Origin of the sequence: Ornatilinea apprima (genome assembly GCF_001306115.1) — a bacterium.
GTDB lineage: Bacteria > Chloroflexota > Anaerolineae > Anaerolineales > Anaerolineaceae > Ornatilinea > Ornatilinea apprima.
Genome location: NZ_LGCL01000027.1, coordinates 1 through 25,977, shown reverse-complemented (window position 1 = coordinate 25,977; position 25,977 = coordinate 1). Strand labels below are relative to the sequence as shown.

22 protein-coding genes and 1 pseudogene are annotated in these 25,977 nt (G+C 55.9%); 9 read left to right on the top strand and 14 right to left on the bottom strand.

The genetic code is table 11. The annotated features are described in order from the left end of the window. Window positions 1-42: 42 nt before the first annotated feature. The 6 genes from ADN00_RS12845 to ADN00_RS12820 form a co-directional block, all read right to left on the bottom strand. Window positions 43-513 (bottom strand): hypothetical protein, encoded by a 471-nt coding sequence (locus ADN00_RS12845; RefSeq protein ID WP_075063396.1) that lies wholly within the window; start codon window positions 511-513, stop codon window positions 43-45. Continuing rightward, window positions 510-1,304, bottom strand: coding sequence for a sugar phosphate isomerase/epimerase family protein (locus ADN00_RS12840; protein ID WP_075063395.1), 795 nt, complete (start codon window positions 1,302-1,304; stop codon window positions 510-512). Before ADN00_RS12840 ends, ADN00_RS12845 begins: the two co-directional genes overlap by 4 nt. After that, window positions 1,247-2,161 carry a 4Fe-4S binding protein gene (locus ADN00_RS12835; protein ID WP_075063394.1) on the bottom strand — a complete coding sequence of 305 codons (915 nt, stop codon included), beginning with the start codon at window positions 2,159-2,161 and terminating at the stop codon, window positions 1,247-1,249. Before ADN00_RS12835 ends, ADN00_RS12840 begins: the two co-directional genes overlap by 58 nt. Before the next feature lie 75 nt (window positions 2,162-2,236). After that, the gene (gene radA, locus ADN00_RS12830; protein WP_075063393.1) at window positions 2,237-3,640 is read right to left on the bottom strand and encodes a DNA repair protein RadA; all 1,404 of its coding nucleotides are present in this window, start codon (window positions 3,638-3,640) and stop codon (window positions 2,237-2,239) included. Window positions 3,641-3,736: 96 nt separating this feature from the next. After that, window positions 3,737-5,356 carry a hypothetical protein gene (locus tag ADN00_RS12825; protein ID WP_075063392.1) on the bottom strand — a complete coding sequence of 540 codons (1,620 nt, stop codon included), beginning with the start codon at window positions 5,354-5,356 and terminating at the stop codon, window positions 3,737-3,739. A 172-nt stretch (window positions 5,357-5,528) separates the two neighbouring features. Next, window positions 5,529-5,723, bottom strand: coding sequence for a hypothetical protein (locus ADN00_RS12820; RefSeq protein ID WP_075063391.1), 195 nt, complete (start codon window positions 5,721-5,723; stop codon window positions 5,529-5,531). A 211-nt stretch (window positions 5,724-5,934) separates the two neighbouring features. Between ADN00_RS12820 and ADN00_RS12815 the strand changes: the two genes are divergently transcribed. After that, entirely contained in the window at window positions 5,935-7,278 is a 1,344-nt protein-coding gene (locus ADN00_RS12815) for an FAD-dependent oxidoreductase (protein ID WP_082390115.1), read from the top strand. A 228-nt stretch (window positions 7,279-7,506) separates the two neighbouring features. Here ADN00_RS12815 and ADN00_RS12810 read toward each other — a convergent pair whose 3' ends face one another. The 4 genes and pseudogenes from ADN00_RS12810 to ADN00_RS20570 all read right to left on the bottom strand — a co-directional run. After that, window positions 7,507-8,682: a sugar ABC transporter permease gene (locus ADN00_RS12810; protein WP_075063390.1), complete on the bottom strand. Its 1,176-nt coding sequence runs from the start codon at window positions 8,680-8,682 to the stop codon at window positions 7,507-7,509. A gap of 14 nt (window positions 8,683-8,696) precedes the next feature. Then, a complete protein-coding gene (locus ADN00_RS12805; RefSeq protein WP_075063389.1) occupies window positions 8,697-10,220 on the bottom strand; it encodes an ATP-binding cassette domain-containing protein in 1,524 nt (507 codons plus the stop codon). A gap of 80 nt (window positions 10,221-10,300) precedes the next feature. After that, window positions 10,301-11,395: a sugar ABC transporter substrate-binding protein gene (locus ADN00_RS20575; RefSeq protein WP_407944720.1), complete on the bottom strand. Its 1,095-nt coding sequence runs from the start codon at window positions 11,393-11,395 to the stop codon at window positions 10,301-10,303. Between the two features lie 108 nt (window positions 11,396-11,503). Continuing rightward, window positions 11,504-12,436, bottom strand: a pseudogene (locus ADN00_RS20570) (substrate-binding domain-containing protein); the annotation flags it as partial. 420 nt (window positions 12,437-12,856) lie between these two features. On the opposite strand from ADN00_RS20570, the gene ADN00_RS12790 reads away from it, so the two are divergent. Beyond that, window positions 12,857-13,918, top strand: a complete 1,062-nt coding sequence (locus ADN00_RS12790; RefSeq protein ID WP_075063388.1) for a response regulator transcription factor — start codon at window positions 12,857-12,859, stop codon at window positions 13,916-13,918. Here ADN00_RS12790 and ADN00_RS12785 read toward each other — a convergent pair. The 3 genes from ADN00_RS12785 to ADN00_RS12775 form a co-directional block, all read right to left on the bottom strand. Beyond that, the gene (locus ADN00_RS12785; RefSeq protein ID WP_075063387.1) at window positions 13,908-15,509 is read right to left on the bottom strand and encodes an ATP-binding cassette domain-containing protein; all 1,602 of its coding nucleotides are present in this window, start codon (window positions 15,507-15,509) and stop codon (window positions 13,908-13,910) included. The two genes, ADN00_RS12790 and ADN00_RS12785, sit on opposite strands and share 11 nt — an antisense overlap. 265 nt (window positions 15,510-15,774) lie before the next feature. Then, window positions 15,775-16,608, bottom strand: a complete 834-nt coding sequence (locus ADN00_RS12780) for a nucleotidyl transferase AbiEii/AbiGii toxin family protein (protein WP_075063386.1) — start codon at window positions 16,606-16,608, stop codon at window positions 15,775-15,777. Then, on the bottom strand, window positions 16,596-17,252 hold the full coding sequence (locus ADN00_RS12775) for a type IV toxin-antitoxin system AbiEi family antitoxin domain-containing protein (RefSeq protein WP_075063385.1): 657 nt from the start codon (window positions 17,250-17,252) through the stop codon (window positions 16,596-16,598). Before ADN00_RS12775 ends, ADN00_RS12780 begins: the two co-directional genes overlap by 13 nt. Before the next feature lie 141 nt (window positions 17,253-17,393). Here ADN00_RS12775 and arfB point away from each other — a divergent pair, with 141 nt between their 5' ends. Beyond that, complete coding sequence (gene arfB / locus ADN00_RS12770) at window positions 17,394-17,819, top strand: alternative ribosome rescue aminoacyl-tRNA hydrolase ArfB (protein ID WP_075063384.1); 426 nt, start codon at window positions 17,394-17,396, stop codon at window positions 17,817-17,819. Window positions 17,820-17,828: 9 nt separating this feature from the next. On the opposite strand, the gene ADN00_RS12765 is transcribed toward arfB, so the two are convergent. Then, entirely contained in the window at window positions 17,829-18,437 is a 609-nt protein-coding gene (locus tag ADN00_RS12765) for a TetR/AcrR family transcriptional regulator (protein ID WP_075063383.1), read from the bottom strand. 87 nt (window positions 18,438-18,524) lie between these two features. Between ADN00_RS12765 and ADN00_RS20160 the strand changes: the two genes are divergently transcribed. From ADN00_RS20160 to ADN00_RS12740, 6 genes are all read left to right on the top strand, one after another. Then, window positions 18,525-19,211: a class II aldolase/adducin family protein gene (locus tag ADN00_RS20160; RefSeq protein ID WP_201781192.1), complete on the top strand. Its 687-nt coding sequence runs from the start codon at window positions 18,525-18,527 to the stop codon at window positions 19,209-19,211. 21 nt (window positions 19,212-19,232) lie between these two features. After that, a complete protein-coding gene (locus tag ADN00_RS12760; RefSeq protein WP_201781191.1) occupies window positions 19,233-20,690 on the top strand; it encodes an aspartate aminotransferase family protein in 1,458 nt (485 codons plus the stop codon). 44 nt (window positions 20,691-20,734) lie between these two features. After that, complete coding sequence (locus tag ADN00_RS12755) at window positions 20,735-22,315, top strand: xylulokinase (RefSeq protein WP_152966347.1); 1,581 nt, start codon at window positions 20,735-20,737, stop codon at window positions 22,313-22,315. Between the two features lie 4 nt (window positions 22,316-22,319). After that, window positions 22,320-23,537: an MFS transporter gene (locus ADN00_RS12750; protein WP_075063444.1), complete on the top strand. Its 1,218-nt coding sequence runs from the start codon at window positions 22,320-22,322 to the stop codon at window positions 23,535-23,537. Between the two features lie 29 nt (window positions 23,538-23,566). After that, entirely contained in the window at window positions 23,567-23,776 is a 210-nt protein-coding gene (locus tag ADN00_RS12745) for a hypothetical protein (protein ID WP_075063381.1), read from the top strand. A 289-nt stretch (window positions 23,777-24,065) separates the two neighbouring features. Then, window positions 24,066-25,769 carry a tetratricopeptide repeat-containing diguanylate cyclase gene (locus ADN00_RS12740; RefSeq protein WP_075063380.1) on the top strand — a complete coding sequence of 568 codons (1,704 nt, stop codon included), beginning with the start codon at window positions 24,066-24,068 and terminating at the stop codon, window positions 25,767-25,769. Window positions 25,770-25,977 lie beyond the last annotated feature (208 nt).

Below are 25,977 nucleotides of genomic sequence, written 5' to 3'. Positions count from 1 at the left end.
GCCGTCCGCGCAAGAGATTTTCTCTATGATTCACGAAAGGGGCTACTCCAGCGATTCTTCGCGCAGGGCAAAATAAATTCCCACCAGACCGCCCATAATCATTGCCATGCCGATAAAAAGAAAATAAGGCTGCAGCTGCAGCGGCATGGCCACCGAAAGATAGCTCAAATCATCGCCCTGAAAAATTGGCCGCAGGCTGAACTGACCGGTGCGCACCGCGTAGCGGATGATGCGGAAAATGTTCAGCGCGGGCACAAAACTCAGCAGCCCACCGCCGACCACAATCCCCGCGCCAATCACCGTCAGGCTGGTCTTGTTCCAGCGGCGAATGTGATGCCCGTGCTCGGCTTGCACGCGTGCCACCACGGCTTCGGCCTCGCGCCAGGGCATGTTCTTGGCCACGCACAAATCCGAAGCGACATCGTTAGGGTCTACGCCTCCGCTGAGCTGGCGCACCATCACCGCGATTTCACGCTCGCTGAGCGGAATGGTCTCTTGCTCTGCTTCGCTCATACGCCCCCCATTGTACTCGATTTTGCTTCCAACACCCGGCGCAGCCAGGCCAGGCTGGCCGGCAGGGCGGTTTTCTCAAACGGCTTCAGCACAAAGCGCGCCTGCGCCGGGGCGTAACGCGCCGCCATCTGCACCTGTTCCGCGCTTAACAATCCCTCTCCGGGGGGCAGGTGCTCATCCACCTGTCCGTGATTGGAATGCACATACACGGTGGAAAGGAAAGGCGCGGTCTGCCGCAGCCAGTCTTCCAGCCCAATGCGCGCGTAAACCAGAAAATGCCCCAGGTCCAGCGCCAGGCGGAAGTTGGGGCGGTTCACCTGCCCGGCCACCCACACCAGCCAGCGCGGATCAAATTCAAACGTGTTGCATAAGCTGATGGTGACCCCGCCTGGTACTTCATCCAGAAACGCCGACCAGAAATCCGCGCTGCGGCGCGCCCAATCGGCTTCATAAAATTCCAGGTAAATAATGGGAATGAACGTAGAGCAGAAGATGATCTCGCGCGCCCCCAATTGCTTCGCCCAATCCAGCGCCTGGCGAAATCGCTGCCGGCAGGCCTCTTGCACCAGCGCGTCGGGGCTGGCCGGGTTCAGATCAATGTAAGGCCCGCTGAGCAGCAGCTCTCCGGGGTAATCGCGCAGCGCGGCGCGCGCCTCTGCCAGGCGCGGCTCCAGGCGGTCAAATTCCGCTGGATTGAGAAAGTCTTCCAGCTCCAGCGCGTCTGTCTGGCAGGTCAGCGCTGCCAGGTCTGCGATTTGCTGACTGCCGAGTCCCATTCCAATTTTGGACATTCGGCCTCCTTCTCCACAACCCTGCCGTCCGGCAAAGAGGCTTTCAGGTTAACCAGCGGTTCCAGTTGGGTAATCGAAGTTTCCACAAAATCCCAACCGCTCACATGCAGGGTGATCGCCCCGGTCGGGCAAACCTCCACACAGCGCCCGCAGCCGCGGCACTCCTCGCCAATCACCGCCCGGCCGTTTTCCAACCGTATGGCGCGGACGAAGCACACCCCCTGCGCGCACTTTCCACAGCCCACGCAGGCATCACCCACGCTCACGCTTACGCCGGGCATCTTTTGAATCCGCGAGCTGACCGTCTCGTGCATATCGGGCAGCATTTTGTACAGGCAGCAGCACTCGCAGCAGTTGCAAATCGTCATCAGCTTATTGCCGGGGCCGACCCCCATCCAGACCGTATCCAGGTGATTGCGCCCGATCATCTGCACCAGCCCGGCCTGCTGCGCGCGCTTCAGGTGAGCCAGCGCCTCGGCCTTGCTCACCCGGCGGCCCAATTCGGGGTGAATGCCTTTCACCGCCTCACCCAAAAACAGGCAGCCCAGGTCTACCGGGTAATGCTGGCAGCCGGCCGCCTCACGGCAGATGCAGCGATTCATGATAAAGTGGTCGTCTGCTTTTTCAATGAAGTGCTCCACAATTTGCGAGGGCAGCACCGTGCTGACCGGCGGCTGCACCGCTTCGTGCACTTGAATCACGTTATCTTTGGGCAGGTAGAGGATATGGTCGCCAGGGAAAAGCACGCGGTCAAAGAACCGGCGCACAACAAAGCTGTGTTTGGATAATCGCGCAACCGCGAAGCGCTGGGAAAAGAACCGCTGCAATAGTCGGACAAACCAAATGGGACTGGCCATGGCGCAACCTCAATACAGGCATCATTCAGCGCCCGTTTGGCGCGCCGAAGAATTGCCCCGATTATAACGCTTTTTTCAGCGTTCTTCGCTGACCAGTGCCAGTTTGATCGCCTCGCGGATCGAGCGTGCTTCCAGAATTTCAATGCCGGGCGGCCAGGGCTCGCTGCGCCGCACGCGGCGCGGCACCACCGCCGCCTTAAAGCCCAGTTTGGCGGCTTCGTTCAGGCGCGCGCTCATCTGGCTCACCCAGCGCAGCTCGCCAGAGAGGCCCACTTCTCCAATCAGCACCGTATCGGCGCGCACCGGCACGTCACGCATGGAAGAGGCAATCGCCGCCGCCACGGCCAGGTCGGCGGCCGGTTCGCTCACCTTCAGCCCGCCCACCACATTCACAAACACGTCCTGCTCGCCCAGCTTCAGGCCCACGCGGCGGGTCAGCACCGCGGTGGTCAGCAGCAGGCGGTTAAAATCCACGCCGTTGGGCGTGCGGCGCGGATTTCCGTAACTGGTGGCGCTGGTAAGGCCCTGCACTTCCACCAGCAGCGGGCGCGTGCCTTCCATCGTCACCGCGATGGCCGAACCCGGCGCGTTGACCAGCCGCTCGGCCAGAAACGCCTCTGAGGGGTTGGGCACTTCCACCATGCCGCGTTCGCGCATCTCGAACACCCCCACCTCCGAAGTCGCGCCAAAGCGGTTTTTCACCGAGCGTAGCAAACGGAAGAACTGGAAGCGCTCGCCTTCCAAATACAGCACCGTGTCCACAATATGCTCCAGCACGCGCGGCCCGGCAATCACGCCCTCTTTGGTTACATGGCCGATGAGAAACATGGCTATCCCTGAAGATTTGGCCAGCTCGCGCAGGCGCGAGGCGCACTCGCGCACCTGGCTCACCGAACCGGCGGTCGAGTCCATCTCCGGCAGGTAAACGGTCTGAATCGAATCGATGATCACCAGGCCGGGGTTCACCGCGGCGATATGCTCCAGAATGGTATTGAGATTGGTTTCAGTCACCAGCAGCTGCGTCTCTGGCAGCGGGCGCAGGTTGCCCTCTTCATCGCGCTCCAGGCGCAGGGCGCGCATTTTAATCTGCTTTTCAGACTCTTCGCCGGAGACGTACAACACCTTGCCCTGCCCGGCCATCAGCAGCGCCATCTGCAGGGTGAGGGTCGATTTGCCAATGCCAGGGTCGCCGCCCACCAGCACAATCGAGCCGGGCACAATCCCGCCGCCCAGCACGCGTGAGAACTCGCCCATCGGCAGCGGCAGGCGGTCTTCGCTGTCGCCTTCAATTTCACCGATGGGGCGCGGGGTAGAGCGCAGCAGGCTGGAGCCGCCGGGGTGATCTTTTTTGGCGGAAGGGGCAGTGATGATCTCTTCCACCAGCGAGTCCCACGCGCCGCAGCCGGGGCAGCGGCCCATCGCGCGGGCGGAGACGCGCCCGCATTCCTGGCAAACATAGCGTGTCTGGGTTTTAGCCATGCGCTTCATCCTTTCAAGATCAATCAGGGGGCAGCCCCCTTCGCTCTATTTTATCAGAAAATTCGTTCTATCACTGAGGGTTGACGGTTTCCGCTTTTACGGTCGGGGAGCGAAATAGCCGCGGTAATACGACTCTTTAACAAACACCAGGCCGTACTCGTCGCGATAAACCAGGTTAAAGCCCCGCAGGCGGTCTGCGTCCGCGTCTGCGTAAAAGGTGCGGCTCTGGGCAAATTGCTCTTCATCAATGCCCACCGCGTTGGGATTGGTGTAATCGGCAATGCGCTGCTGCATTAATAACAGGACATCATAATCGCGGTCTTCCACAAACTGATAACTAAGGGTCTCAAAAGCAGCTTCGGTAACCCACCCTGAGGTGCGTGGAGCATAGATGCGCACATCGTGGTAGACAGAGTAAGCGTCTTCGTCCGGCAGAGGGGCCAGGGCTTTTACCGCCTGCTCATAGAATAAAATGGAAGGATTCGACTCCGCGCGGTGCAGGTCGTCAACGTAGCGGTTAACGTTCTGCACGCTGAACGCGCCAAATTGTGCCAGCAGTATCAGCGCCGCCGCCCCTTGCAGCCAGGCCGCGGCGCGCGCCGGGGCGCCAGCCTGACCTCTCAGGCGTGCGCGCCAGCCTGCGCCGGGTAAAGCCTCGACCAGACAAGAGAAAAGGGGCAGGGCCACCGGCATCCAGTATTGAAACTTGAAATGGATCAGGCTGAATACCATCACCGAGGTGGGAATCACCCAGGTAAGGATGAGAATGTGCAACAGACGTTTTTCACCGCGCGCCACGCCCCACAGGCAAGCGCTCAAGCCCGCCAGCAAAAAGATCGCCGAGCCAAAATGCTTGGTCAGGTCGCGCCAGGCTGAGGCCAGCCCCTTCTCATAGTAAATCTCATACCCACTGAACAGCAGGCGCGACTGTTCGCTCATCACATGAAAGTAATCGCGCCGCACGCTGGCGTAGATCAGTATCGGGTTGGCCAGCAGGTAAGCGGCCGCCATGGCCAGCAAGAAACCGGCCGCGGCCAAAACCACGCGCCGCAGTTCAACTTTCTTCCAAAAAAGGGCCATCAGCAGGGTAACGGCGATGGTGAGAAAGAAATAGAATCCAATCCCCTTGGTTCCAGCCGAGAAGCCGCACATCGCCCCGGCCAGGGTAAAGTTCCACCCCAGGCGCAGGTTGTCGCGGTAGAGGAAGAAAATGACCAGCATGGCCAGCAAAATGGCCAGGGCGTCGGGGTGCCACCACAGGTTGTTCTGCATCACCGCCGGCAGGCTGACCAGCAGCAAAAACAAAGCCACCGCTTTATAGCTGCGAAAACCGGTTTGCAGATATACCAGCAGCAGAATGGACAGCAGCATGGGCAGCACACTGACTACCTGGCGCAGAGCAGCCATGACCAGCGGCGTGTTCTCCAACTGGCCCAGCCACTGCAGCGGCAGCAGGGTGAGCGCCGAAACAGCGAAGTACGGGAATCCGTAAAAGTAGTATTCATAAAACGCGAACTGGATCAGCGCCTGCTTGACGGTTTCGGTGGGTTTAATCATGTCAAAGACATACGGCAGCGGCACGCTTTCATCCGGCTCAAACACTGCCACCATCTGAATGTTTTCCGAGCCGGCGGCATTGGGAAAATAAAACAGCAAGAACAATCCCGCGCTGAGCAGGATGAGGATGAGAAGAATAGTTTTAGGGGATGAATCCATAACGGGTAAATGGAAAGAGGTGAAAAATAGGCCTGGTAAGGTAATGAGCCGGTTGAACGATTGGAAAATTCGCCTGGGGTGTCTGGGCTACCCCCATTATACAGGATGTTTGCCGCGGAGACGAAAAGAGCGCGTTCCTTTCGAACCGCGCTCAGAATGGCAAACCGGCGGATTATTTCCCGCGGCGGCGGATGGTTACGTCAAAGGTCACCGCGGCGGCCAGCATCGTCCGGGTGGTTACAGAGTGATCAATCGCCGCCACCATTATCAGCGAGTCCCACGCGCCGCAGCCGGGGCAGCGGCCCATCGCGCGGGCGGAGACGCGCCCGCATTCCTGGCAAACATGACATGTCTGGGTTTTAGCCATGCGCTTCATCCTTTCGGATAATCGTATTTTTTCACTGCTCGTTTTAGCAGAAAATACGTTCTAAAGACAAATTACTAACCCATCAGTCATCCATTTTTCCACAAAGCCTTGATCCATTAATTTTGTAACTAATATATTAGTATTAATTCATATTTTTATTCTATTAAAATAGTTGTATGATAGTAGAAAATTAATCAGGGAGGGCTTTTTTATGATTCAAACAGATGTGCTTGTTTTAGGTGGTCTTTCCGGTATTACCGCGGGTTTAAGCTGCCGGCGGCATTATCCAGACAAGAAGGTTGTGCTGGTTCGTAAAGAAGGGACAGTGCTGATCCCTTGTGGTATTCCATATATTTATGGGACTGTTGGCGGGCCCCAGAACAATGTGATTCCAGACGGACTACTCGAAACCAACAACATCGAGCTCGTCAAGGGTGAGGCAGTATCCGTTGATCGTGAACACAAATTGGTAACTTTGAAAGATGGGGAAACCATTCTCTATGACAAGCTCGTTTTCGCCACAGGTTCCCTCCCATTGGTTCCGCCCATCCCCGGTGTAGACAAGAAAAACATCTACGCCATCAAGAAGGATTTCAACTACCTCGATTCCGTCCTTGATGAAATGAAATCGGTCAAGGATCTGGTGATTGTGGGCGGTGGTTTTATTGGCGTTGAGTTTGCCGACGAATGCCGAAAAGGAAGAGACATCAACGTAACGGTTATCGAAGCGCTTTCGCATTGCCTGCAGATGGCTCTGGATGATGAATTTTGCGCTGAAGCCGAAGCAAAATTGTTGGAAACCGGCGTGAAAATTATGACTGGCGTTAAGGTAGAAGCGTTTGTGGGTGACGAGGCTGTGAGCGGCGTTAAACTCGCCGATGGCACTGTGATTAAGGCGGATATGGTTATCCTTGGTATTGGCGCTACGCCAAATACAGAACTGGCCCAAAAAGCGGGGCTTGAACTTGGCTTCAGAAACGCCATTAAAGTCGACCGCTATATGCAGACCTACACCGATCCGAATGTTTTTGCCTGCGGCGATTGTGCCGAGAAACAATCGTTCTTCACTGGCCGCCCAACAGGCGTTATGCTGGCTTCTATCGCCACATCGGAAGCGCGCATTGCCGGCGCGAATCTGTACTCAACGGTCCACCAGAACTGCGGCGCCATCAGCGTGTTTTCCACCATCGTCAACGGCCGCGCATTTGCGGTTGCAGGTCTCACCGAACGGCAAGCAAGGCAATACGGGATGAACATCGTGATTGGAAAGGCAGAAGCACCCGATACGCATCCCGGCGGAATGCCCAATTCCACTCTCATTAAAGTGAAACTGGTGTTTGCCAAGGAAACCGGCGTGCTGATTGGCGGATCCATCTCTGGCGGCAAGTCGATTGGCGAAATGGTGAATGTGTTGAGTGCGTGTATTATGCACAGGATGACCGCAGACGATATTGTGAAGTTCCAGATGGGCACCCACCCGGCCTTAACCTCATCACCGATAGCCTATCCCATTGTCAACGCCGCCTGTAAGGCTGTGTTGCCCATTCGGCAATAATCAGAAAACCGATTTCGCCGCACTGTTCCCTCGCCGCGCCCATGTTTAATCAACACCCCCATTTCATGCTGACAAGAAATGGGGGTGGCTTTTTCTCCTGTCTGCTCATCTATTCAGCGCTGCTGCGGACAGCCCTGGTTCCCCCACCACCTCTTGATTCGCTATTATCACTCCAAATAAAAAAGCGCGGCCCTTGCGAACCGCGCTCTTGAATGGCAAACCGGCGGATTACTTTCCGCGGCTGCGGGTGGTGACGTCAAAGATCACCGCGGCGGCCAGCACCGCGCCGCGCACAATGTACTGCACCGAGATATCGATGCTCATCAGGTTCATACCACTGGTCAGCGAGGTCATCACCAACGCGCCGATGATAGAGCCGGTTACTTTACCCACACCGCCTGCCGCCGAAACGCCGCCCACATAAGCCGCGGCAATGGCATCCATCTCGAACAGGGTGCCAGCCGTGGTGGTAGCCGACTGCAAGCGTGAGGAGAAGAGAATGCCAGATAAGGCGGACAGCATGCCCATCGAGCCGAACACCACATAGATGAGTTTCTTCACGCTCACACCGCTCAGCTCTGCCGCTTCGGGGTTACCGCCGATGGCGTAAATGTGACGGCCTAGCACGGTTTGGGTGGTGATAAAGTGATAAATGGCCACCACCACCAGCATCACCACTACCGTCCAAGACAGGCCGTTGTAACCCGCCAGAATCCAGGTAATCGCGCCAATCAGTGCGGAGACGAAAACCAGCTTGAACACAAACATATCCATGGTGAGAACTTCGAAATTGTAGCTTTGTTTCTTCTGCCGGTCACTGATCTCGCTGACAATGAAGAGAATAATGGCGGCAACACCTAACAACAGGGTAAGATTGTGCACGCCAGGAATGACCTTGATATCCGGAATATACCCATTGCCAATCGCATTGAAGATTTTATCGGGAATAATAATGGTGCCCGTCCCGGCGGTTACCAGCAGGATCGCCCCACGGTAGATCAGCCAGCCCGCCAGCGAAGCCACAAAGGAAGGGATTTTTAATTGAGCGACCAGGAAACCGGTGATCATACCGGCCACCACACCCAATGCCAGCACCAGGGGAATGACCACAATGGTGGGCAGCTTCCAGAAGACGAGGGCAATGGCTGCCACGGCGCCCAGAAAACCGGCCAGAAACCCAACCGAAAGATCAATGTGGCGGATGACGATTACCAGGGTCATGCCCACCGCCAGCACAGCGATGTAACCGGTCTGGTTAAGCAGATTGCTGATGTTACGGGACGAGACAAATACCCCTTTGGTGGTGACCGTGAAGATGGCCATGATCACGAAAAGGGCGATATACATACCGTATTCGCGAATATTTTCGCGCAGTACTTTTTGGGCGTTTTGGAAAAGCGACATCTGGACCTCCTCAATTAATACTCTGTTGCCAGTTCCATAATTTTTTCTTGGGTTGCTTCGTGAACCGGCATTTCGCCGGCGATCTTGCCGGAGGATACAACGTAAATGCGATCGCTCATCCCGAGAATTTCGGGCAGCTCTGACGAAATCATGATGATGCTCATTCCCTGGCGCACCAGTTGCGTCATGATGGTATAAATTTCGTACTTCGCACCCACGTCAATGCCGCGCGTCGGCTCATCCAAAATCAATACGTCCGGCTTTACAAACAGCCATTTTCCCAGGCAAACCTTTTGCTGGTTGCCGCCGCTCAAGTTTTGAACTTTTTGCGCAACAGTCGGCGTTTTAATGTTGAGCGAGTTCTTATACTCATTGGCGACCACAATTTCCGCGTTTTTATCAACCACACCGCGTTTGGCAATTTCGGCCAGGTTGGAAAGGCTGATGTTCTCTTTGACGTCTTGAATCAAGACCAGACCCTTGGCTTTGCGGTCTTCACTCAGGTAGGCAATGCCGGCATTGATGGCCTGCTGCGGGTGGGTGAAGTGCTGCTTTTTGCCCTTCAAGTACACTTCGCCTTCCACATGGTAACCTTCTGGGTTGCCGAAAAGGCTCAAGGCCAATTCAGTGCGCCCAGAACCCATCAGCCCGGCAAAACCAACAATTTCTCCCTTCTTGACCTTGAAGTTTGCATTTTTCACCACTTTACGGCCCAGAACGGGGTTATAAGCGTTCCAGTTTCGCGCTTCAAAAACAACCTCATCAAAGACCTGGTGCTCTTTAGGCGGGTAGATGTTCTCAATTTCGCGCCCGACCATGTGTTTGATCAGCACGTTTTCGTTAACTTCACCCTTGTGCGCGTCCAGCGTACAGATGGTCTTTCCATCCCGCAGCACGGTCACAGTATCCGCGATCTGGATGACTTCTTTGAGCTTATGCGAGATCATAATACAGGTAACGCCCTGTTCTTTCAAATCACGCAGAAGCTGCAGCAGATTTTGGCTGTCATCTTCATTCAGGGCGGATGTCGGCTCATCCAGGATCAGCAATTTCACTTCGCGGCTGAGCGCCTTGGCAATTTCCACCAACTGCTGCTGCCCAACCCCCAGGTCTTTAACTTTGACGGCGGGGTTGATATCCAGCTTGACTTTCTTCAGCATTTCGGTGGCGCGCTTGATGGTCTCGTTCCAGTCCACCATCATGCCTTTGCGAATTTCGTTGCCCAGAAAGATGTTCTCATAAACCGTCAACTCGGGGATCAACGCCAGTTCCTGGTAAATAATGGCAATGCCCACTTTTTCACTGTCGTTGATTCTTGAGAACTTCTGCACCTGGCCGTTGAAGGTAATTTCACCGGAGTATTCTCCATGCGGGTAAACCCCACTTAACACCTTCATCAGGGTCGATTTTCCTGCCCCGTTCTCCCCGACCAGGCAGTGAATTTCCCCTTCGGTTACCGCAAAGCTCACATCGCTCAGGGCTTTCACACCGGGAAATTCTTTTGTAATATTCTTCATCTCTAAAATGGGAGGTTTCATAGAAGCTCCGGTTGTAAAAAAAGCATGGGATGGATCGTGATGGCCGGAGCCATCACGATCCAGATTGGACTACATTAAGTTTACTCTAAGCCAGTGAAGTCTGCTGCGCTGTAGTAGCCAGAGTCGATCAATTCGGCTTTGACGTTGGCTTTGTCCACCGTCACCACAGGCGACTGAATGGCGGGAACATCTTTGACGCCGTTGTTGTAAGAGCCTTTGGCGGCCGGTTCGGTACCCTCGAGCAGAGCCACAGCGGCGGCGATGGCGTCATTCACCAGAGTGCGCACGTCTTTGAAGACGGTCATCGACTGTTTGCCATCGATGATGTACTGCACCGAGGCTTTTTCAGCGTCCTGACCGGAAACAAAGTACTCGGTCACGTCGGGGTCAGCCAGGAAGGCGTCGGCGATGGCGCGGGCGGTGCCGTCATTCGGGGCCAGGATGAAGACCTTGCCCTTGTCGGCGGCGGTGGCAACCGTCAGGTTGGCTTCGGCCAGGTTCTTGGCGGTGTTGAAGTCCCAGTTGGTGGTGATTTGGCCAATGATCTTGGCCTGTTCGTCGCGGGTCAGTTCCAGTTTGTCTTGCAGAGCAACAGCCTCGCTGGAGTTCTTGATCACGAACGTGCCGTCAGCAATCTTGGGCTGCAGCACTTCCCACGCGCCCTGGAAGAAAATGAAGGCGTTGTTGTCCGACGCGGCGCCAGCATACAGGTACAGCGGGTTGCCGGTGCCGGTGGCGTTGTCCACCAGGTACTGCGCCTGCTGCGCGCCCACAGCCAGGCTGTCGAAGGTCACATAGTAGTCCACCGCGGCGGTGTCGCGGATCAGGCGGTCGTAAGAGATCACTTTCACGCCAGCTTCGCCAGCGGCTTCAGCGGCGGCAGCGGCTGCGGTTCCGTCCTGCGGGCAGATGATGAGAACTTTGACGCCCTTGGTGATCAAGGCTTCTACGTTCTCTTTCTCTTTGGCCGAAGAACCCTGGCTGAACAGAATTTCTACATCGTAGCCAGCGGCATCCAGAGCTTCCTTGAAGCGGGTTTCGTCCTGAATCCAGCGCGGCTCGTCTTTGGTCGGCAGCACAATACCGACAGCCAGCTTGCCACCCTCAACGGGGGCCGCGGCGCCTTCTTCAAGGCCAGTGAAGTCTGCTGCGCTGTAGTAACCAGAGTCGATCAATTCGGCTTTGACGTTGGCTTTGTCCACCGTCACCACAGGCGACTGAATGGCGGGAACGTCTTTGGCGCCGTTGTTGTAAGAGCCTTTGGCGGCCGGTTCTTTGCCCTCGAGCAGCGCCACAGCGGCGGCGATGGCGTCATTCACCAGAGTGCGCACGTCTTTGAAGACGGTCATCGACTGCTTGCCATCGATGATGTACTGCACCGAGGCTTTTTCGGCGTCCTGACCAGAAACGAAGTACTCGGTCACGTCGGGATCGGCTCCGAACACATCCGCGATGGCGCGGGCGGTGCCGTCATTCGGGGCCAGGATGAAGACCTTGCCCTTGTCGGCGGCGGTGGCGGTGGTCAGGTTGGCTTCGGCCAGGTTCTTGGCGGTGTTGAAGTCCCAGTTGGTGGTGATTTGGCCGATGATCTTGGCCTGTTCGTCGCGGGTCAGTTCCAGTTTGTCTTGCAGAGCAACAGCCTCGCTGGAGTTCTTGATCACGAACGTGCCGTCAGCAATCTTGGGCTGCAGCACTTCCCACGCGCCCTGGAAGAAAATGAAGGCGTTGTTGTCCGACGCGGCGCCAGCATACAGGTACAGCGGGTTGCCGGTGCCGGTGGCGTTGTCCACCAGGTACTGCGCCTGCTGCGCGCCCACAGCCAGGCTGTCGAAGGTCACATAGTAGTCCACCGCGGCGGTGTCGCGGATCAGGCGGTCGTAAGAGATCACTTTCACGCCAGCTTCGCCAGCGGCTTCAGCAGCGGCAGCGGCTGCGGTTCCGTCCTGCGGGCAGATGATGAGAACTTTGACACCCTTGGTGATCAAGGCTTCTACGTTCTCTTTCTCTTTGGCCGAAGAACCCTGGCTGAACAGAATCTCAACATCATAGCCAGCGGCGTTAAGAGCTTCCTTGAAGCGGGTTTCATCCTGAATCCAGCGCGGCTCGTCTTTGGTCGGCAGCACAATACCGACAGCCAGTTTTTCACCTTCTTGTGGCTGGGCAGCCTCGGGAGCCGGGGCCGGCTGGCAGGCCGCGAGAACAGTGGCGGCAATCATCATGATAGCCATCACAACAAACAACGATCTCTTCTTAAACATGTTCAATCCTCCTGAGAATTTTTTGAAACACATTGAGTCAAATCTTGACGACAACCGGTTTCTGCTTTTCTGATACCATGCGGACCACTCTGCTTTCCATCAACGAGGGGAACACTCCAGGTGTGCTTGCTGCCCGTGGTGATATGAGAAGCGCTAGTGTTGCCTACGGGGTCTCCTCAAATCCTGGAACGGGTTTGGAAAAAAGCCGTGGTCAGCCAACCTCCTTTCTTTACCAGACAAGAAGCATACACTATAATTTAAATGAAACCATATCGCGGATGGCTAAACAACCCTTGCCTCCCTAAATTAACAACAGGTTAATCCCTTAATTTTTTTTAGGGGATTCCCCCTAATTTTTAATCATCTCTTAATGGACCCATGCAAACCTACCGAATCTTACTCGCTGATGACCATGTCTTAATCCGGGCCGGATTGCGCGACGCGCTGACAGGCCTCTCTAACCTTGAAATTGTAGGTGAAGTGGGCAGCGGCCGGGAGTTAATGCAGGCGATTAAAACGCTGACCCCCGATCTGCTGGTGATGGATGTCAACATGCCGGACTTTGAACCGGTCGAGGCCGTGGAGCGCATCCGCCTGCTTTACCCCGACCTGAAAATTCTGGTGGTCAGCGCCTATGACGACCAGTCGTATGTGATTGGCCTGCTCTCGGCAGGGGTGAACGGTTACCATCTGAAGGACCAGCCCCTCTCTGACCTGCTGCTGGCCGTCCAGCGCGTCCTCGACGGCGGGCGCTGGATTTCTGACCCGCTGGTCAACCGCCTGGTTAACCACCAGACCATGATCAACGATTCTCCCGCGCCCAGCCTCACCCGCCGCCAGCGCGAGCTGCTTTACCTGCTCACCCTGGGGTACAACAATCACAAGATCGCCCATGTGATGGAGTTGAGTGTTAAAACGGTGGAGAATCATCTCACCGCGTTGTACCGCGCTCTGGGGGTTGAAAGCCGCCTGGAAGCCAACAATTACGCCAGCCACCACCCCGAGCTGCTGGCCATTCCCGCGCAGGAAAAAACCGCCGTGGGCGAAGAAATCGCTCCTTCGGAAGATCTGACTGTGCTGGTGGTTGACGACAATCCGCGCTACCGCGCCCAAATGAGCCGCATGCTCAAGAAAACTCACCCCTCGGCCAGCCTGTATGAAGCTGAAGACACCACCGAGGCCTTGCGCCTGGCGCGCCAGATCGCTCCCCGGCTGGCGTTTGTAGATGTGGTGTTGCGCGAAGACGATGGCATTCGCTGTGTGCGCAAGCTCAAGCAGGTTTCGCCAACCACGCGCATCATTCTAATCAGCGCCTACCCCGACCGCGAATTTCGGCGCATTGGGCTGGATGCCGGCGCGATTGCCTTTCTGGACAAGAAAGACCTCGACGCAGCTACCTTTCGGCAGCTCATTGAAGACTCGCTGGAAATTAATTGTTGATGGAAGGATAAGGGCTGGGAATTTCGATATACAGCTCCAGGCCACCGTTGGACTGGGTGTTGACCTTCATGGTGCCGCTCAGCAGCGAAACGCGCTCGCTGATGCCCACCAGACCAAAATGTTTTTCCTCTGAAAACGTGGCCAGGTTGATCGGCTTGGAAATGCCCTGCCCGTTATCTGAAAGCTGCACCACCAGGCTGGCGGTGGGCGTGCGCCGCAGCGAGAGCTTTACCTGGGTGGCGTTGGCATGCTTGCGCACATTGTTTAACCCCTCTTGCAAAATGCGAAAAACCGAAAGCTCAATCGGCTCGGGCAGGCGCCCCAGCGCCGGGTCAATTTTCAAATGCACCTCAATGCCGGTCTGCACGCTCCATTGGTGCGCCAGCGAGCGAATGGCCGCGGATAAGCCGTGGCTGTCGATGGTGGGCGGGCGCAGATTGCTGCACACATCGCGCAGACTGCTGACCACCTGGCGAATGCCGTCGCGGATCTTCACCAGCTCTTCACGCTGCGGGGTTTCGGCTGTCTCATTTTCCAGTTCTTCCAACTGGTAGTTGTAACTGAGCAGGTCTTGAATCACCTGATCGTGCAGATCGCGCGCCAGAGCCTTGCGCTCGGCCTCGCGTTCGGTGATCAGGCGGCGGTTGGCCTCTTGCAGCGCGCGCGCCAGCCGGTCGGCGGCTTCCACCTGATCGTGCAGTTTTTCAATCAACTGGCGGTTGAGCGAATCTTGCTCCTCCAGATTCTGGCGCAGTGTATTCTGCGCCAGGCGCAACTCTTCGGCCTGCTGCTGGGCGATGTGATAGTTCTCAAAGGCCCAAATCACCGGCGTAACCTGCGCCTGGCGGTTAGAGCCAACAATCAATTCCACAATTTCGCGCGGGGTAGTCTCTGATGTGCGGCAGAACTTCACCGGCGTGCCTTTATACAACACCAGAATGCGGTCGGTCACGGCGAAAATATGGTTTAGATCATCGCTGCTGAGCACCACGGAAATATTCTTGTCAGAGAAATCACGGATGCACTCCAGCAGCTTAAGCTGGCGCTCGTAACTCAGCACCGGCAGCGGATCATCCAGCAGCAGCACGCGCCCCGGGCGGATCATTGCCCTGGCCAGGGCCACAATCTGGCGCTGCTCGTCTGAGAGATTCGCCGAGCGCGCGTAGATCAAGTCGTCCTCAGCGCCCAGCGCGTTGAACAGCTCTCGCGCCTCTTCCAACATTTCTGCAATGTTGGGCAGCACTTGAACCGCCTTCGGCTTGCTGATCTCGCGCCCCAGAAAAACATTCTCCAGCACGCTCAGGTTTTCAGCGATCTCAGGCAGTTGGTGAACCGTTTCAATCCCCAGGCTTTGCGCCTCGGCAGGCGTTCTGAGCATAACCGGGCTGCCCGCCAGCCAGATCTCGCCGTGCGTGGGCATTTCCACCCCGCTCAGCAGGCGAAAAAGGGTGGATTTGCCCGAACCACGCTGCCCCACCACCCCCAACACTTCTCCCGGCTGCAGCGTGAAGCTCAGGTTAGCCAGCGCCGCCAGGCTTCCGTACACCCTGGTTAGATTGGATACTTTTAACAGCGTGTTTGCTTTGGGCATAGTTTTATTATACTAGAATCACCAGCCGGCCAAGGAGGGAAGTGAAGAGGGAAGGAGTGAGCGCCAAAAGGAATGCTGGCGTCCGGCACACAGCTCGTTTTTATCCCTGCAATGTTGGTATTGAGGAAAGAACCAGAGACGAAAGCGAACTGCATTTCAACTTCATCCGCGCCGCCGGCTCAAATCGCCCAAGAATTACATGATCAAAACCCAACCGAATTATTGAGAGCATTTTTTTGCTGTTAATTTTGATTCACAAGAATACTCAATAATAACTCTTTACATATGCTCTAAAATTCTCCTTGAACCCTTCCAGCCAGGCTTCGATGAAAGACCGCTGTTCAAATAAAGGCAGCAAATCCTCCGCCAGGTCCGAGAGCTTCATTTCAGCAACCTTTTCGCCCAGTAATTCCATTGCGGATGGAATGGTGTAGGACTGGCGGCCGTCTTTGGCCAGCTTTTCCTCCAGTGGCATGATTTTCTGCTGCATGAACCACAGCAGGTCGTAAAAATCGCGGCCTTTGATCGCAGATCCTTCGCCCTTCTGAAAGTTACGCTCCAGGCAGGCCAGCATCTTCCCGGCCATCATCGTTTCCAGCGAAAAATGGGCAGCCACAAAACTTCTGCCAAATAACAGTACCGGCGTTTTGCGAATGATCGATATTTGCCTGTGCTGGCTGACCTCTACTTTTAGATGCAGTGGTTCGTTGGCATGCGAAGTTAAGCCCAGAGCATAGAGAATCGGGAGCTTCAAGGTAGTGCGCCGCACGCCCCACTCCCCAATCTGGGTTTTGGCGGTCACATCGGCATACCCAATGGTAGAGCGGTAGAATGTCAGCAGGTCGTTTTCAAGCACACTGAGATCAATTCCACTGCTGTTATCCAGGTCAATATCTTCCGAAAGCCGGTTCAGGTTGTAGATCACATGCAAACAGGTGCCGCCATAAAAATTGAGCTTGCGGTAGACCGGGTGATTGTAGAGAAAATCGAGGGTATAGGCCTGCAGAAACTCCTTGAGGATTACCCGTTTGGTTTCATTGGGCAGTAACGGGTCTTTTTTTGACAGGACGTTTTGCATTAACTGGATTAAGGTTGCCATACGGTTTTCCTCAGTGCTTTCAATATCTGCTCCATCTTTTTGCTTTTGCTGATCTCCACAAAGGATTCAAATTCAACCTGGTCATTTTCTGAGAAGTCGTCAAGGTTAAGACGCAAATCTTCTGCCAGGTCATAACCGGCCAGCCGCCGGCTGCTCTTCCAGGGGCGGAAATAGAGAAAATCAAAAAGAGCCTTGGCCACTGTTGCCTGGGCGATTGGAATCCCCATGTATTCGGAAAAAAGAAAGCCCCGATAGAGGTCTGCTTTGATATTACGGTAAGCAAAAGTCCCCAGTGTGTTTTCGAACACACGGGTCTGCTTGAGGGTGACCGCCGTGACCGGATACGTCATTTCGGTTAATATGCCATTTCGCTGCAAAATATATTCCAGAGATAGATAGGACTGGGGGATCAAAATCGCACTGACCATGGGCGCAAAATCAACGATCGCGCGGTGCTGTTCGAAAAAGCGGCGCGTCATGTAAACGCCTTTTTTCAACTGGATGATTTGTCCAGCTTTCATCCAGCGATACAGCGCGGTTTGAATGGTTCCGGCGGCAACGGATTCAACGCCGAGAAGCTGTTTCACCGCTTCCATGGTGAAGTAGGGCAAGGAATCAAAAGAAGAAAGAATGATTGATTTCATATAACATAATAGACGCTTTGAGTCTATTATCCTATATAATTCATCCAATATCAACCCTGATTGGATACCATTCGCTGACTGACTGCGTCCTTCAAGTCAAGCTTTGATGATAAGAAATTCAATTATTGATATACTTAGCCTATGCTGCCCATCACCCCCACCCTCGCCATTGACGAAAGCGAACTGCATTTCGACTTCATTCGCGCCGCCGGGCCGGGAGGCCAGAATGTGAACAAGGTCTCCAGCGCGGTGCAATTGCGCTTTAACATCCAAGAATCGCCCTCCCTGCCCGAAGACGTGCGCCAGCGCCTGCTGAAGCTGGCCGGGCGGCGCGTCAACCAGGCCGGCGAGCTGGTGATCCGCGCGGCGCAGTACCGTACCCAGGAGCAGAACCGCTTCGACGCTCTGGATCGGCTGGCGGAATTGCTGCGCCAGGCCGCCGAAAAGCCGCGCGCGCGCAAGGCCACCCGTCCCACCGTCACCGCCAAAGCGCGGCGGCTGGCAAGCAAAAAACAGCACGGCGAAATTAAACGCCTGCGCCGCTATCGTCCGGACGATTGGGAATAAGAGGGTTGGTTAGGCCAGATTACGCGCGGTTACCTGGTTGAGCGTTTGGCTCAGCAGATCGCGAAGGGAATACTGGTCCAGCAATTCGTGGGAAATTTGCTGTTCCAGCAGCAGCATGGTAAAGCCGTGCACCAGGCTCCAGATGCTGAGCGCCAGCGTGTCCTGTGGGCCTTCGCGCAGCAGCCCGGTTTCCTGACATCGCGTTACAGTGGCCGAGAGCAACGCGACATTTTTGCGCGAGATTTCCAACAATTCGGGGAAGGCTTTTTCCTGTTCCAAAATTCCAGAAAACATTAACTTAAAACAAGCGGGGGATTCCAAAGCGAACTGCACATAGGCGTAGGCCACTTCTTTTAACAGGCTGTCGGGCTGATCGAAATGGGTCTTGTGGGCCTGCTCCAGAACTTCGTACAGTTGGCGAAATCCTTCGGTCGAAATGGTGGCGAGCAGCTCCAGCTTATCTTTGAAGTGAGCGTAGGGGGCCGAATGGCTGACGCCCGCTTTGCCGGCCACCCGGCGCAGTGAAAGGGCTTCAATCCCTTCCGTGGAGAGAATCTCAATCCCGGCTTTGATCAGCGCGTTTTTTAAGTCTCCGTGGTGATACGCTTTGGCAGGCATGAATTCATTTTAAGTCTGCATCTTGACACTGTCAAGATTCGATTCTATAATCTTTACAGTGTCAAGATAATAAGGAGGACCTGCCTTATGTCGCCTTTTGAGGAAGTCAAAAGCAAGGTGGTTGCCGCTGTGCGCCAGCTCACTCACGACGGATATCTGAGCACCACCGGGGGCAACCTTTCGGTGCGCGTTCCCGGCCAGAACGCCCTGGCCATTACCCCTTCCAATTTCGATTATTTGAAAATGACCCCCGCCGATATTTGCGTGCTGCAGTTTGACCTCAACCCGCTGGAAGAGCCGCACAAGCCCTCGGTGGAAAGCGCCATGCACGCTGCCATTTACCAGGCGCGCGGCGATGTGAACGCCGTCATCCACACCCACCAGGTATACCCCAGCACGCTGGCGATCATCAACGCGCCCATCCCCGCGCTCTTCGATGAGCAGGTGCGCTTTTTGGGCCGCAGTGTGGAGATCATTCCCTACGCCCCATCGGGCACCCCCATGCTGAAAAATAACATCGCCCGCCATGTAAAAAACCACCACAACGCCTTTATGATGGCCAACCACGGCGCGCTGCTGTTGGGCCACAACCTGGAGCGCGCCATGCACAATGTGGCCCTGCTGGAAAAATGCGCCCTGGCCTACTTGCTTTCCCTGTGCGCAGAAAAGAAAGCCAGCAAAGTACCTCTGTGGGTGCGTGAGGTGGCCTTTGCCAAACTGCGCAAAGACCAGCAAAAGGTCGAGCGTGGAGACTTTGAAACCGGCGGAGAATAACCAGCCCCTGATGGAGGAAGTATGTCAGACACCCAATCCTACGCGATTTTGCAGTACCCAGATGTAGATCAAGTTTACCGCCAGCTTAACCGGCTCGTCAGCCAGCCGCTGCGCCCGGTGAGACGCGACCGCATGCAAGCCTACCTGCAATACTTTGACACCCGCTGCGCGCGCTCCAAAGCGCTGATCGATGAGGCCAAAAAGGTCATCCCCGGCGGTGTTCAGCATAACCTGGCGTTTAACTACCCCTTTCCCATTGCCATTGAGCGCGCCGACGAAGCCCACCTGTGGGACGTGGACGGCAACCGCTACATCGACTTTTTACAGGCCGGCGGCCCCACCATATTGGGCAGCAATTACCTGCCGGTGCGCGAGAAGGTGATCGAAATGCTGCAATCCTGCGGGCCGGTTACCGGTTTGTTTCATGAATATGAATTAAAACTTGCCCAATTGATCCAGAAATTCATGCCCTCCATTGAGATGTTCCGCATGCTGGGTTCCGGCACCGAAGGGGTGATGGCCGCCATCCGCGCGGCGCGCGCCTTCACCGGGCGGCGCAAGGTGATCAAGGTCGGCGGCGCGTATCACGGCTGGTCCGATTCAATGGTCTACGGCCTGCACATCCCCGGCACCGGCCGCCTGGAAGCCAAAGGCATTCCGGCGGGGGCCAGCGCCAATACGCAGGAGTTTTTCCCCAACGCGCTGGGCGCGCTGCGCCGGCGCTTATTCCTGAATCAATTGACCGGCGGCACCGCCGCGGTGATCGTGGAACCGCTCGGCCCTGAAAGCGGCACCCGGCCTGTGCCGTTTGATTTCAACCAGAAGGTGCGCGAGCTGTGCGATGAGTTTGGCGCGCTGCTGATCTTTGACGAGGTGGTAACCGGCTTTCGGGTGGGGCTGGGCGGCGCGCAGGGTTATTTCGGCGTAAAACCCGACCTGACCGTCTTCGGCAAATGCCTCACGGGCGGCTACCCCATGGCAGGCGGTGTTGGCGGGCGGGCGGAAGTTATTCAGCGCTTTGCCGCGGGCATTGGCGGTACGGGCGAGCGCGCTTATATCGGCGGCACGTTGTCAGCCAACCCCATCTCTTGCGTGGCGGGCTATCACGCCCTGCTGGAGATGGAGCGCACCAACGCGGCGGTGATCGCCGGGCGCGCCGGTGACCGCCTGACCAAAGGCCTGCAAGCCATCATTGACAAATATAACCTGCCGTTTGTGGTCTTCAACCAGGGTTCGATTGTGCATCTGGAAACCTCGGGTGTGATGCTGCTGGATTTGCGCAACCCGGTGCGTCTGGCGCGCGAATTAAAGACGCGCAAACACATGATGGAAGAAATGGGCGCGGCCTATATGGCTAACGGCCTGATCACCCTGGCGGGCAGCCGCATGTACACCAGCATGGCCGATACCGACGAAGTGATCGATGACGCCCTGGCGCGTTTTGAACAGGTGCTTTCCAGTGTTGAGGGCGTGCAGTAAGCCGCCCTTTTCGATACAATCCACATACACAAGGAGCCGTGCCCTTGAAACAGCCCTCTGAGCGCGTTTTTCTGGCGGTTGATTTTGGTACTTCAAGCATGAAAGTGGCCCTGATCACCCTTGGCGGGCAGGTGCTGGGCTGGGAAAGCGTCCCCGTTCAACTCTACCTCACCCCTGATGGCGGGGTGGAGCAGTCGCCGGTGGAATGGTGGCAGGCCTTTCTGACAGCCGCCAAACGGCTCATGAGCCGCGGGCTGGCCTCGGCAGACAATGTGCAAGCCATTTGCTGTTCCACCCAGGGCGAAGGCACCGTGCCGGTCGATCAAAATGGCAACGCGCTGATGAACTGCGTGCTGTGGATGGATATGCGCGGGGCCGCCTCGCTGAAAAAGCAGTTCAAAGGGCTGGTGAACCCGACCGGCGCGGGCCTGCTGAACACCATCCGCTGGATCTACCTGACCGGCGGGATGCCCTCGATGACGGGCAAAGACCCCGCCGCCCACATGCTCCTGATTTGCGACCGCTACCCCCACATTTACGAACGCACCTATAAATTCCTGAACGTGCTCGACTATTTGAATCTGCGCCTGACCGGGCGCTTTACCGCCACCTTCGATTCGATCATGACATCGTGGGTTACCGACAACCGCCGCCCCGATCAGATCCATTATCACCCCGCTTTAGTGCGCCGCTGCGGGGTGGAGGCCGAAAAACTGCCCGAAATTGTGCCTTGCACCACCGTGCTGGGGCCGCTGCTGCCGGCGGTGGCCGCCGAGTTGGGGCTTTCGTCGCGGGTGCAGGTGGTGGCCGGCGCCATCGACACCACCGCCGCGGCAATTGGCTCTGGCGCGGTGGAAGATGGCGTTCCACACCTTTATCTGGGCACTTCATCATGGATCGCGGCGCATGTGCCCTACAAAAAAACCGACGTGGTCGCCTCACTCGCTTCGCTGCCCTGCGCCGTGCCAGGGCGATACCTGCTCACCGCGCTGCAGGCCACCGCTGGCGGCAACCTCACCTTCCTGCGCGACAAAATCATCTACAACAAAGACGAGCTCCTGCAAGAAGAGAACATCCCGGATATTTTCAAATACCTCGATAAAATCGCCGCGCGCGTGCCGGCCGGGGCCAACGGTGTGCTGTACACCCCCTGGATTTGGGGCGAGCGCGCCCCGGTGGAGGATAAAAACCTGCGCGCCGGTCTTTTCAACCTGTCTTTGCACAATAACCGCGAAGACATCATCCGTGCCTTTTTAGAGGGCGTCGCGTTCAACACACGCTGGTTAATGGCCCCCGTGGAAAAATTCATCGGCCATCCCATCCCCGCCATTCACATCGTAGGGGGTGGGGCGCAGTCAGACATCTGGTGCCAGATCATCAGCGATGTGCTGGGCCTGCAAATCAAGCAGGTGGCCGATCCCATCTACGCCAACGCTGTCGGCGCGGCGTGGATCGGCGCAGCGGGCCTGGGAGAAATCACCTTCCGGGATGTGCCTTCTCTGATGCGCTTCAAGCAAGTCTATGAACCTGACCCAGCCAACCACGCGCTTTACAATCAGCGCTTTGAAATTTTTACCCGCACCTACCGCCAGATGAAAAGCATTTATCAGCAGCTCAATGGGTGAACCAATGGATAAACCTGCAGACCAATCGTTCCGCCTGTATCCTTACCGCTGGGTTGTACTGGCGGTGTTCATGTTCATCAATCTCACCATTCAGGTATTGTGGATTGGGTACGCGCCGATCACCGGCATTGCCGCGCAATTCTACGGGGTAACCGATCTGCAAATCGGCTTTCTGGCGATGAGTTTCATGATCGCCTTTATTCCCCTTTCCATTCCCGTCTCGTGGGCCATAGACACGTACGGCTTTCGCCTGACGGTGAGCATTGGCGCGGTGCTGATGGGAGTTTTTGGCATTTTGCGCGGGCTGGCAGGCGCCAATTACAGCCTGGTGTTATGGTCCACGGTTGGTATCGCCGCCGCCCAGCCCTTCCTGCTCAACGCCTGGACCAAGGTCCCCGCGCAGTGGTTCAGCATCGAAGAGCGCGCCACGGCGGTTGGGCTGGTCACGCTGGCCAACCTGGTAGGCACCGCCCTGGGCATGGTGCTGACCCCGATATTGAGCGAAACCATCAGCATTCCCAACGTTCAACTGATTTACGGCGGCATTGCCGCTTTCTCTGCCGTGCTGTTTGTTCTCTTCGCCCGTGAAAAACCGGCGACCCCGCCCTGCCCGGCCGGGCTGGAGACTCGCGCCTTAATGCTGGACGGGCTGAAACACGCCCTGAAGGTGAAGAACTTCTGGCTGTATTTGTTTGTCTCTTTCATCGGCCTGGGCATCTTCAACGGCGTTACCACCTGGGTCGAGAATATCATCCGCCCGCGCGGCTTTACTCCCAACGACGCGGGCATTTTAGGCGCGCTAATGCTGGTGGGCGGTGTGCTGGGCGCGGTCATCATTCCCCCCTTCTCAGACCGCCAGCACAAGCGCCAGCCTTACATTCTGCTGGGGTTCGCGCTGTCCATCCCCTTCCTGCTGGGAATCACCTTCGCCGCTGACCGCTGGTTGCTGTTCGCCTGCGCTTTTGCCTTCGGGTTCTTCCTGGTCAGCGCCAATCCCATCGGCATGCAGTACGCCGCGGAGATCACTCACCCCACCCCTGAGGGCACCTCAAACGGCCTGATTCAGTTGTTTGGCCAGGCTTCGGTGGTCTTTGTCTATATTATGGAAATGCTCAAAACCGAAAATGGCGCGTTCACCCCGGCGCTGTTGCTGGCCGCCGCTTTGCTGCTCATCAGTCTGTTTTTGATCTCGCAGATGAAAGACTGCCGGCCGGCCGGGTAGTTCCACCGTGCCAACAGACCGGTGAGCTGGTGATCCGCGCAGCGCAGTACCGCACCCAGGAGCAGAACCACTTCGACCCCTGCATCGGCTGGCTAAATTGCTGGGCCAGGCCGCCAAAAAACCGCGCGCGCAAGGCCACCCATCCCACCATCATTGCCAAAGCGCGGCGGCTGGCAAGCAAAAAACAGCACGGCGAAATCAAACACCTGCGCCACTATCATTCGGACGATTGGGAATAGGAAGTGTACGTCCTTAAGCTTTGGTATTTTTTACTTTCAGGCAAAAAGGCATTCGCCTAAATTCGTTGGGACATAATCCGGTTCGCTTTGTTCTCCTTCATGATATTCCCCCTCATTCTTCGTTCGGCGCTTCATGGTAAATGCGAACAAGAAGGATATTCATTTCTTGATCTGTTTCTTGAACATTGAATAGAAAGAAGAATCCTGGCCAAACCCGGTGGATGTAAATTGGGTTGAAGTTTTCAACATATTTACCGATAATAATGAAAATGCCTGTACATAGGTGAAAATGTCTTTATCGGATGAATACCAAGTTCTCGAACGGAAGATTGACCAGGCGACAGAAATTCCCGACAAAGTCAGGCTGGCTTTAGACCTGGCCGATCGCTTGCAAGACTCTCATCCCAAAGTGAGCAACCAGTGGGTTGAGCAGGCGTTGGCGTGGATCGCGAACGACCCTCAATTGATCTTTGAAACCGGGCGCGGGCTGATGCTGCAGGGCAATATCCTGCTGCGGCAGGGCCTTTTTGCAGAAGCACAGGAGAAATACCTCACTTCACTTGAAATTGCCCGCCAACTGGATCACTCCTGGCTGCTTTCGCACGCCCTGTGCGGGTTGGGCGGCGCCTATATCTGCCAGGACCAATACGGCCTGGCGATGGAAACCCTGATTCACGCTCAAAACCTGGCCATTCAGCTCGACGATGCTGACTTGCAAGGCTATATCCTCATTAATCTGGGGGGGTTATACCTGTACCTGAAAGAGCATGAAGAAGCCACCCGTTTTTTCAAAAGCAGCGCCGCGGTGTTTGAACGAACACAAAATACATTGTGGTATGGAATGTCGTTCATGAATTTAGTCCAAACCGCATTAGATATTGAAGATTACCCTTTGGCGCTCGAATATCTGGCCCAATTCCAGCAGGTGAGCCACACACAGCTCGCGCCCATCATGGAATTGCACAGCCATTTAGCCAATGGAGCGTGTGAAGCCAGGCAGTCAAATCATACCGCCGCGATAGACCATTATGATATTGGCTTGCGCATTGCCGAGGCCGAGGGCTTGCAGGACGAAAAAGTGGAATTGTTGCAGTTGAAGTCGCGCTCTTTGCTGGCTATTGGCCAGGTACAGGCTGCCTTGCAGTGCGTGAAAGAAGCCTACACGTTAATCAAAGATACGCAGTACAAGATGCATTTACGGATACTGCACGACCTGTTCTCGCAGATTTACGATCAAATGCAGCAATATCAGCTGGCGCTCGAACATCACCGCCAGTTTCACCGGTTGGATGCCGAAATCACTGCCGAAATCACTGCTCACCGCCTGCGCACGAATGAAGCCTTGTTTCGAGCCCAGAACGCGCGAAAAGAAGCGGAAATTGTGCAATTCAAGAATCTACAGTTGGAACGCGAGATAATCGAGCGCCGTAGAGTGGAAGACGCGCTGCGCAAAAGCGAAGATCTCTATCGCCGCCAGGCACAGCTCGATCCGCTGACCGGGATCACGAACCGGCGTTTCTTTTACGAGATAGCCCAGATAGAAATTGATAATGCGCGCGCGCAGCAACTGCCCATCTCGGTGATTCTGTTCGACCTCGATCATTTCAAGCAAATCAACGACACCTACGGGCACTTGGTGGGCGACCAGGTGCTCAAGCTATGCGCGGCGAGGGTGGCCGAAGCAGTGCGCGAGATGGATGTGGTCTGCCGCTTTGGCGGCGAAGAATTCATCATTTTGCTGCCTGGCGCCACCCCTGCGCAAACATCCGCCATTGCCCAGCGCCTTTTCGAGCGCGTCTCAAAACACCCTTTCCAGATTGACCGCCAGTTTATCGAGATTAATCTTAGCGTTGGGCTGGCGAGCCGGCAAGCAGAGGACGATCTGGAGCAATTGATCGAACACGCCGACCAGGCCATGTATGCCGCTAAACGCGCCGGGCGCAATTGCATTATGGAATGGAACCTGGGATTTTTTACACTGGTTCAATTTTAATTTTCCCCTTTATTTATTACCATCCATTTTTGCCTGCCAACCCATTTGGGCTGGTAAAATAATATCTCTTATGGCGTTGATTAGAAGCTATCTCAAAAATGGTAAACTCAGGCTCAAATCCTCACGAGGAACGAGCCGATGGACCTTACAGACGAACAATGGAAAGTAATCAAACCGCTTATACCAGAACCACCGAAACGAGCCGATG

What these genes read in the sequence shown, in the direction of transcription:
- ADN00_RS12740 (WP_075063380.1), top strand. Translation starts at nt 24,066, where the DNA reads ATGTCTTTATCGGATGAATACCAAGTTCTCGAACGGAAGATTGACCAG.
- ADN00_RS20160 (WP_201781192.1), top strand. Translation starts at nt 18,525, where the DNA reads ATGTCGCCTTTTGAGGAAGTCAAAAGCAAGGTGGTTGCCGCTGTGCGC.
- ADN00_RS12810 (WP_075063390.1), bottom strand. Translation starts at nt 8,682, where the DNA reads ATGTCGCTTTTCCAAAACGCCCAAAAAGTACTGCGCGAAAATATTCGC.
- ADN00_RS12780 (WP_075063386.1), bottom strand. Translation starts at nt 16,608, where the DNA reads ATGGCAACCTTAATCCAGTTAATGCAAAACGTCCTGTCAAAAAAAGAC.
- ADN00_RS12790 (WP_075063388.1), top strand. Translation starts at nt 12,857, where the DNA reads ATGCAAACCTACCGAATCTTACTCGCTGATGACCATGTCTTAATCCGG.
- ADN00_RS12845 (WP_075063396.1), bottom strand. Translation starts at nt 513, where the DNA reads ATGAGCGAAGCAGAGCAAGAGACCATTCCGCTCAGCGAGCGTGAAATC.
- ADN00_RS12765 (WP_075063383.1), bottom strand. Translation starts at nt 18,437, where the DNA reads ATGCCTGCCAAAGCGTATCACCACGGAGACTTAAAAAACGCGCTGATC.
- arfB (WP_075063384.1), top strand. Translation starts at nt 17,394, where the DNA reads ATGCTGCCCATCACCCCCACCCTCGCCATTGACGAAAGCGAACTGCAT.
- ADN00_RS12750 (WP_075063444.1), top strand. Translation starts at nt 22,320, where the DNA reads ATGGATAAACCTGCAGACCAATCGTTCCGCCTGTATCCTTACCGCTGG.
- ADN00_RS12835 (WP_075063394.1), bottom strand. Translation starts at nt 2,161, where the DNA reads ATGGCCAGTCCCATTTGGTTTGTCCGACTATTGCAGCGGTTCTTTTCC.
- ADN00_RS12825 (WP_075063392.1), bottom strand. Translation starts at nt 5,356, where the DNA reads ATGGATTCATCCCCTAAAACTATTCTTCTCATCCTCATCCTGCTCAGC.
- ADN00_RS12760 (WP_201781191.1), top strand. Translation starts at nt 19,233, where the DNA reads ATGTCAGACACCCAATCCTACGCGATTTTGCAGTACCCAGATGTAGAT.
- ADN00_RS12840 (WP_075063395.1), bottom strand. Translation starts at nt 1,304, where the DNA reads ATGTCCAAAATTGGAATGGGACTCGGCAGTCAGCAAATCGCAGACCTG.
- radA (WP_075063393.1), bottom strand. Translation starts at nt 3,640, where the DNA reads ATGGCTAAAACCCAGACACGCTATGTTTGCCAGGAATGCGGGCGCGTC.
- ADN00_RS12775 (WP_075063385.1), bottom strand. Translation starts at nt 17,252, where the DNA reads ATGAAATCAATCATTCTTTCTTCTTTTGATTCCTTGCCCTACTTCACC.
- ADN00_RS12805 (WP_075063389.1), bottom strand. Translation starts at nt 10,220, where the DNA reads ATGAAACCTCCCATTTTAGAGATGAAGAATATTACAAAAGAATTTCCC.
- ADN00_RS12785 (WP_075063387.1), bottom strand. Translation starts at nt 15,509, where the DNA reads ATGCCCAAAGCAAACACGCTGTTAAAAGTATCCAATCTAACCAGGGTG.
- ADN00_RS12815 (WP_082390115.1), top strand. Translation starts at nt 5,935, where the DNA reads ATGATTCAAACAGATGTGCTTGTTTTAGGTGGTCTTTCCGGTATTACC.
- ADN00_RS12820 (WP_075063391.1), bottom strand. Translation starts at nt 5,723, where the DNA reads ATGGCTAAAACCCAGACATGTCATGTTTGCCAGGAATGCGGGCGCGTC.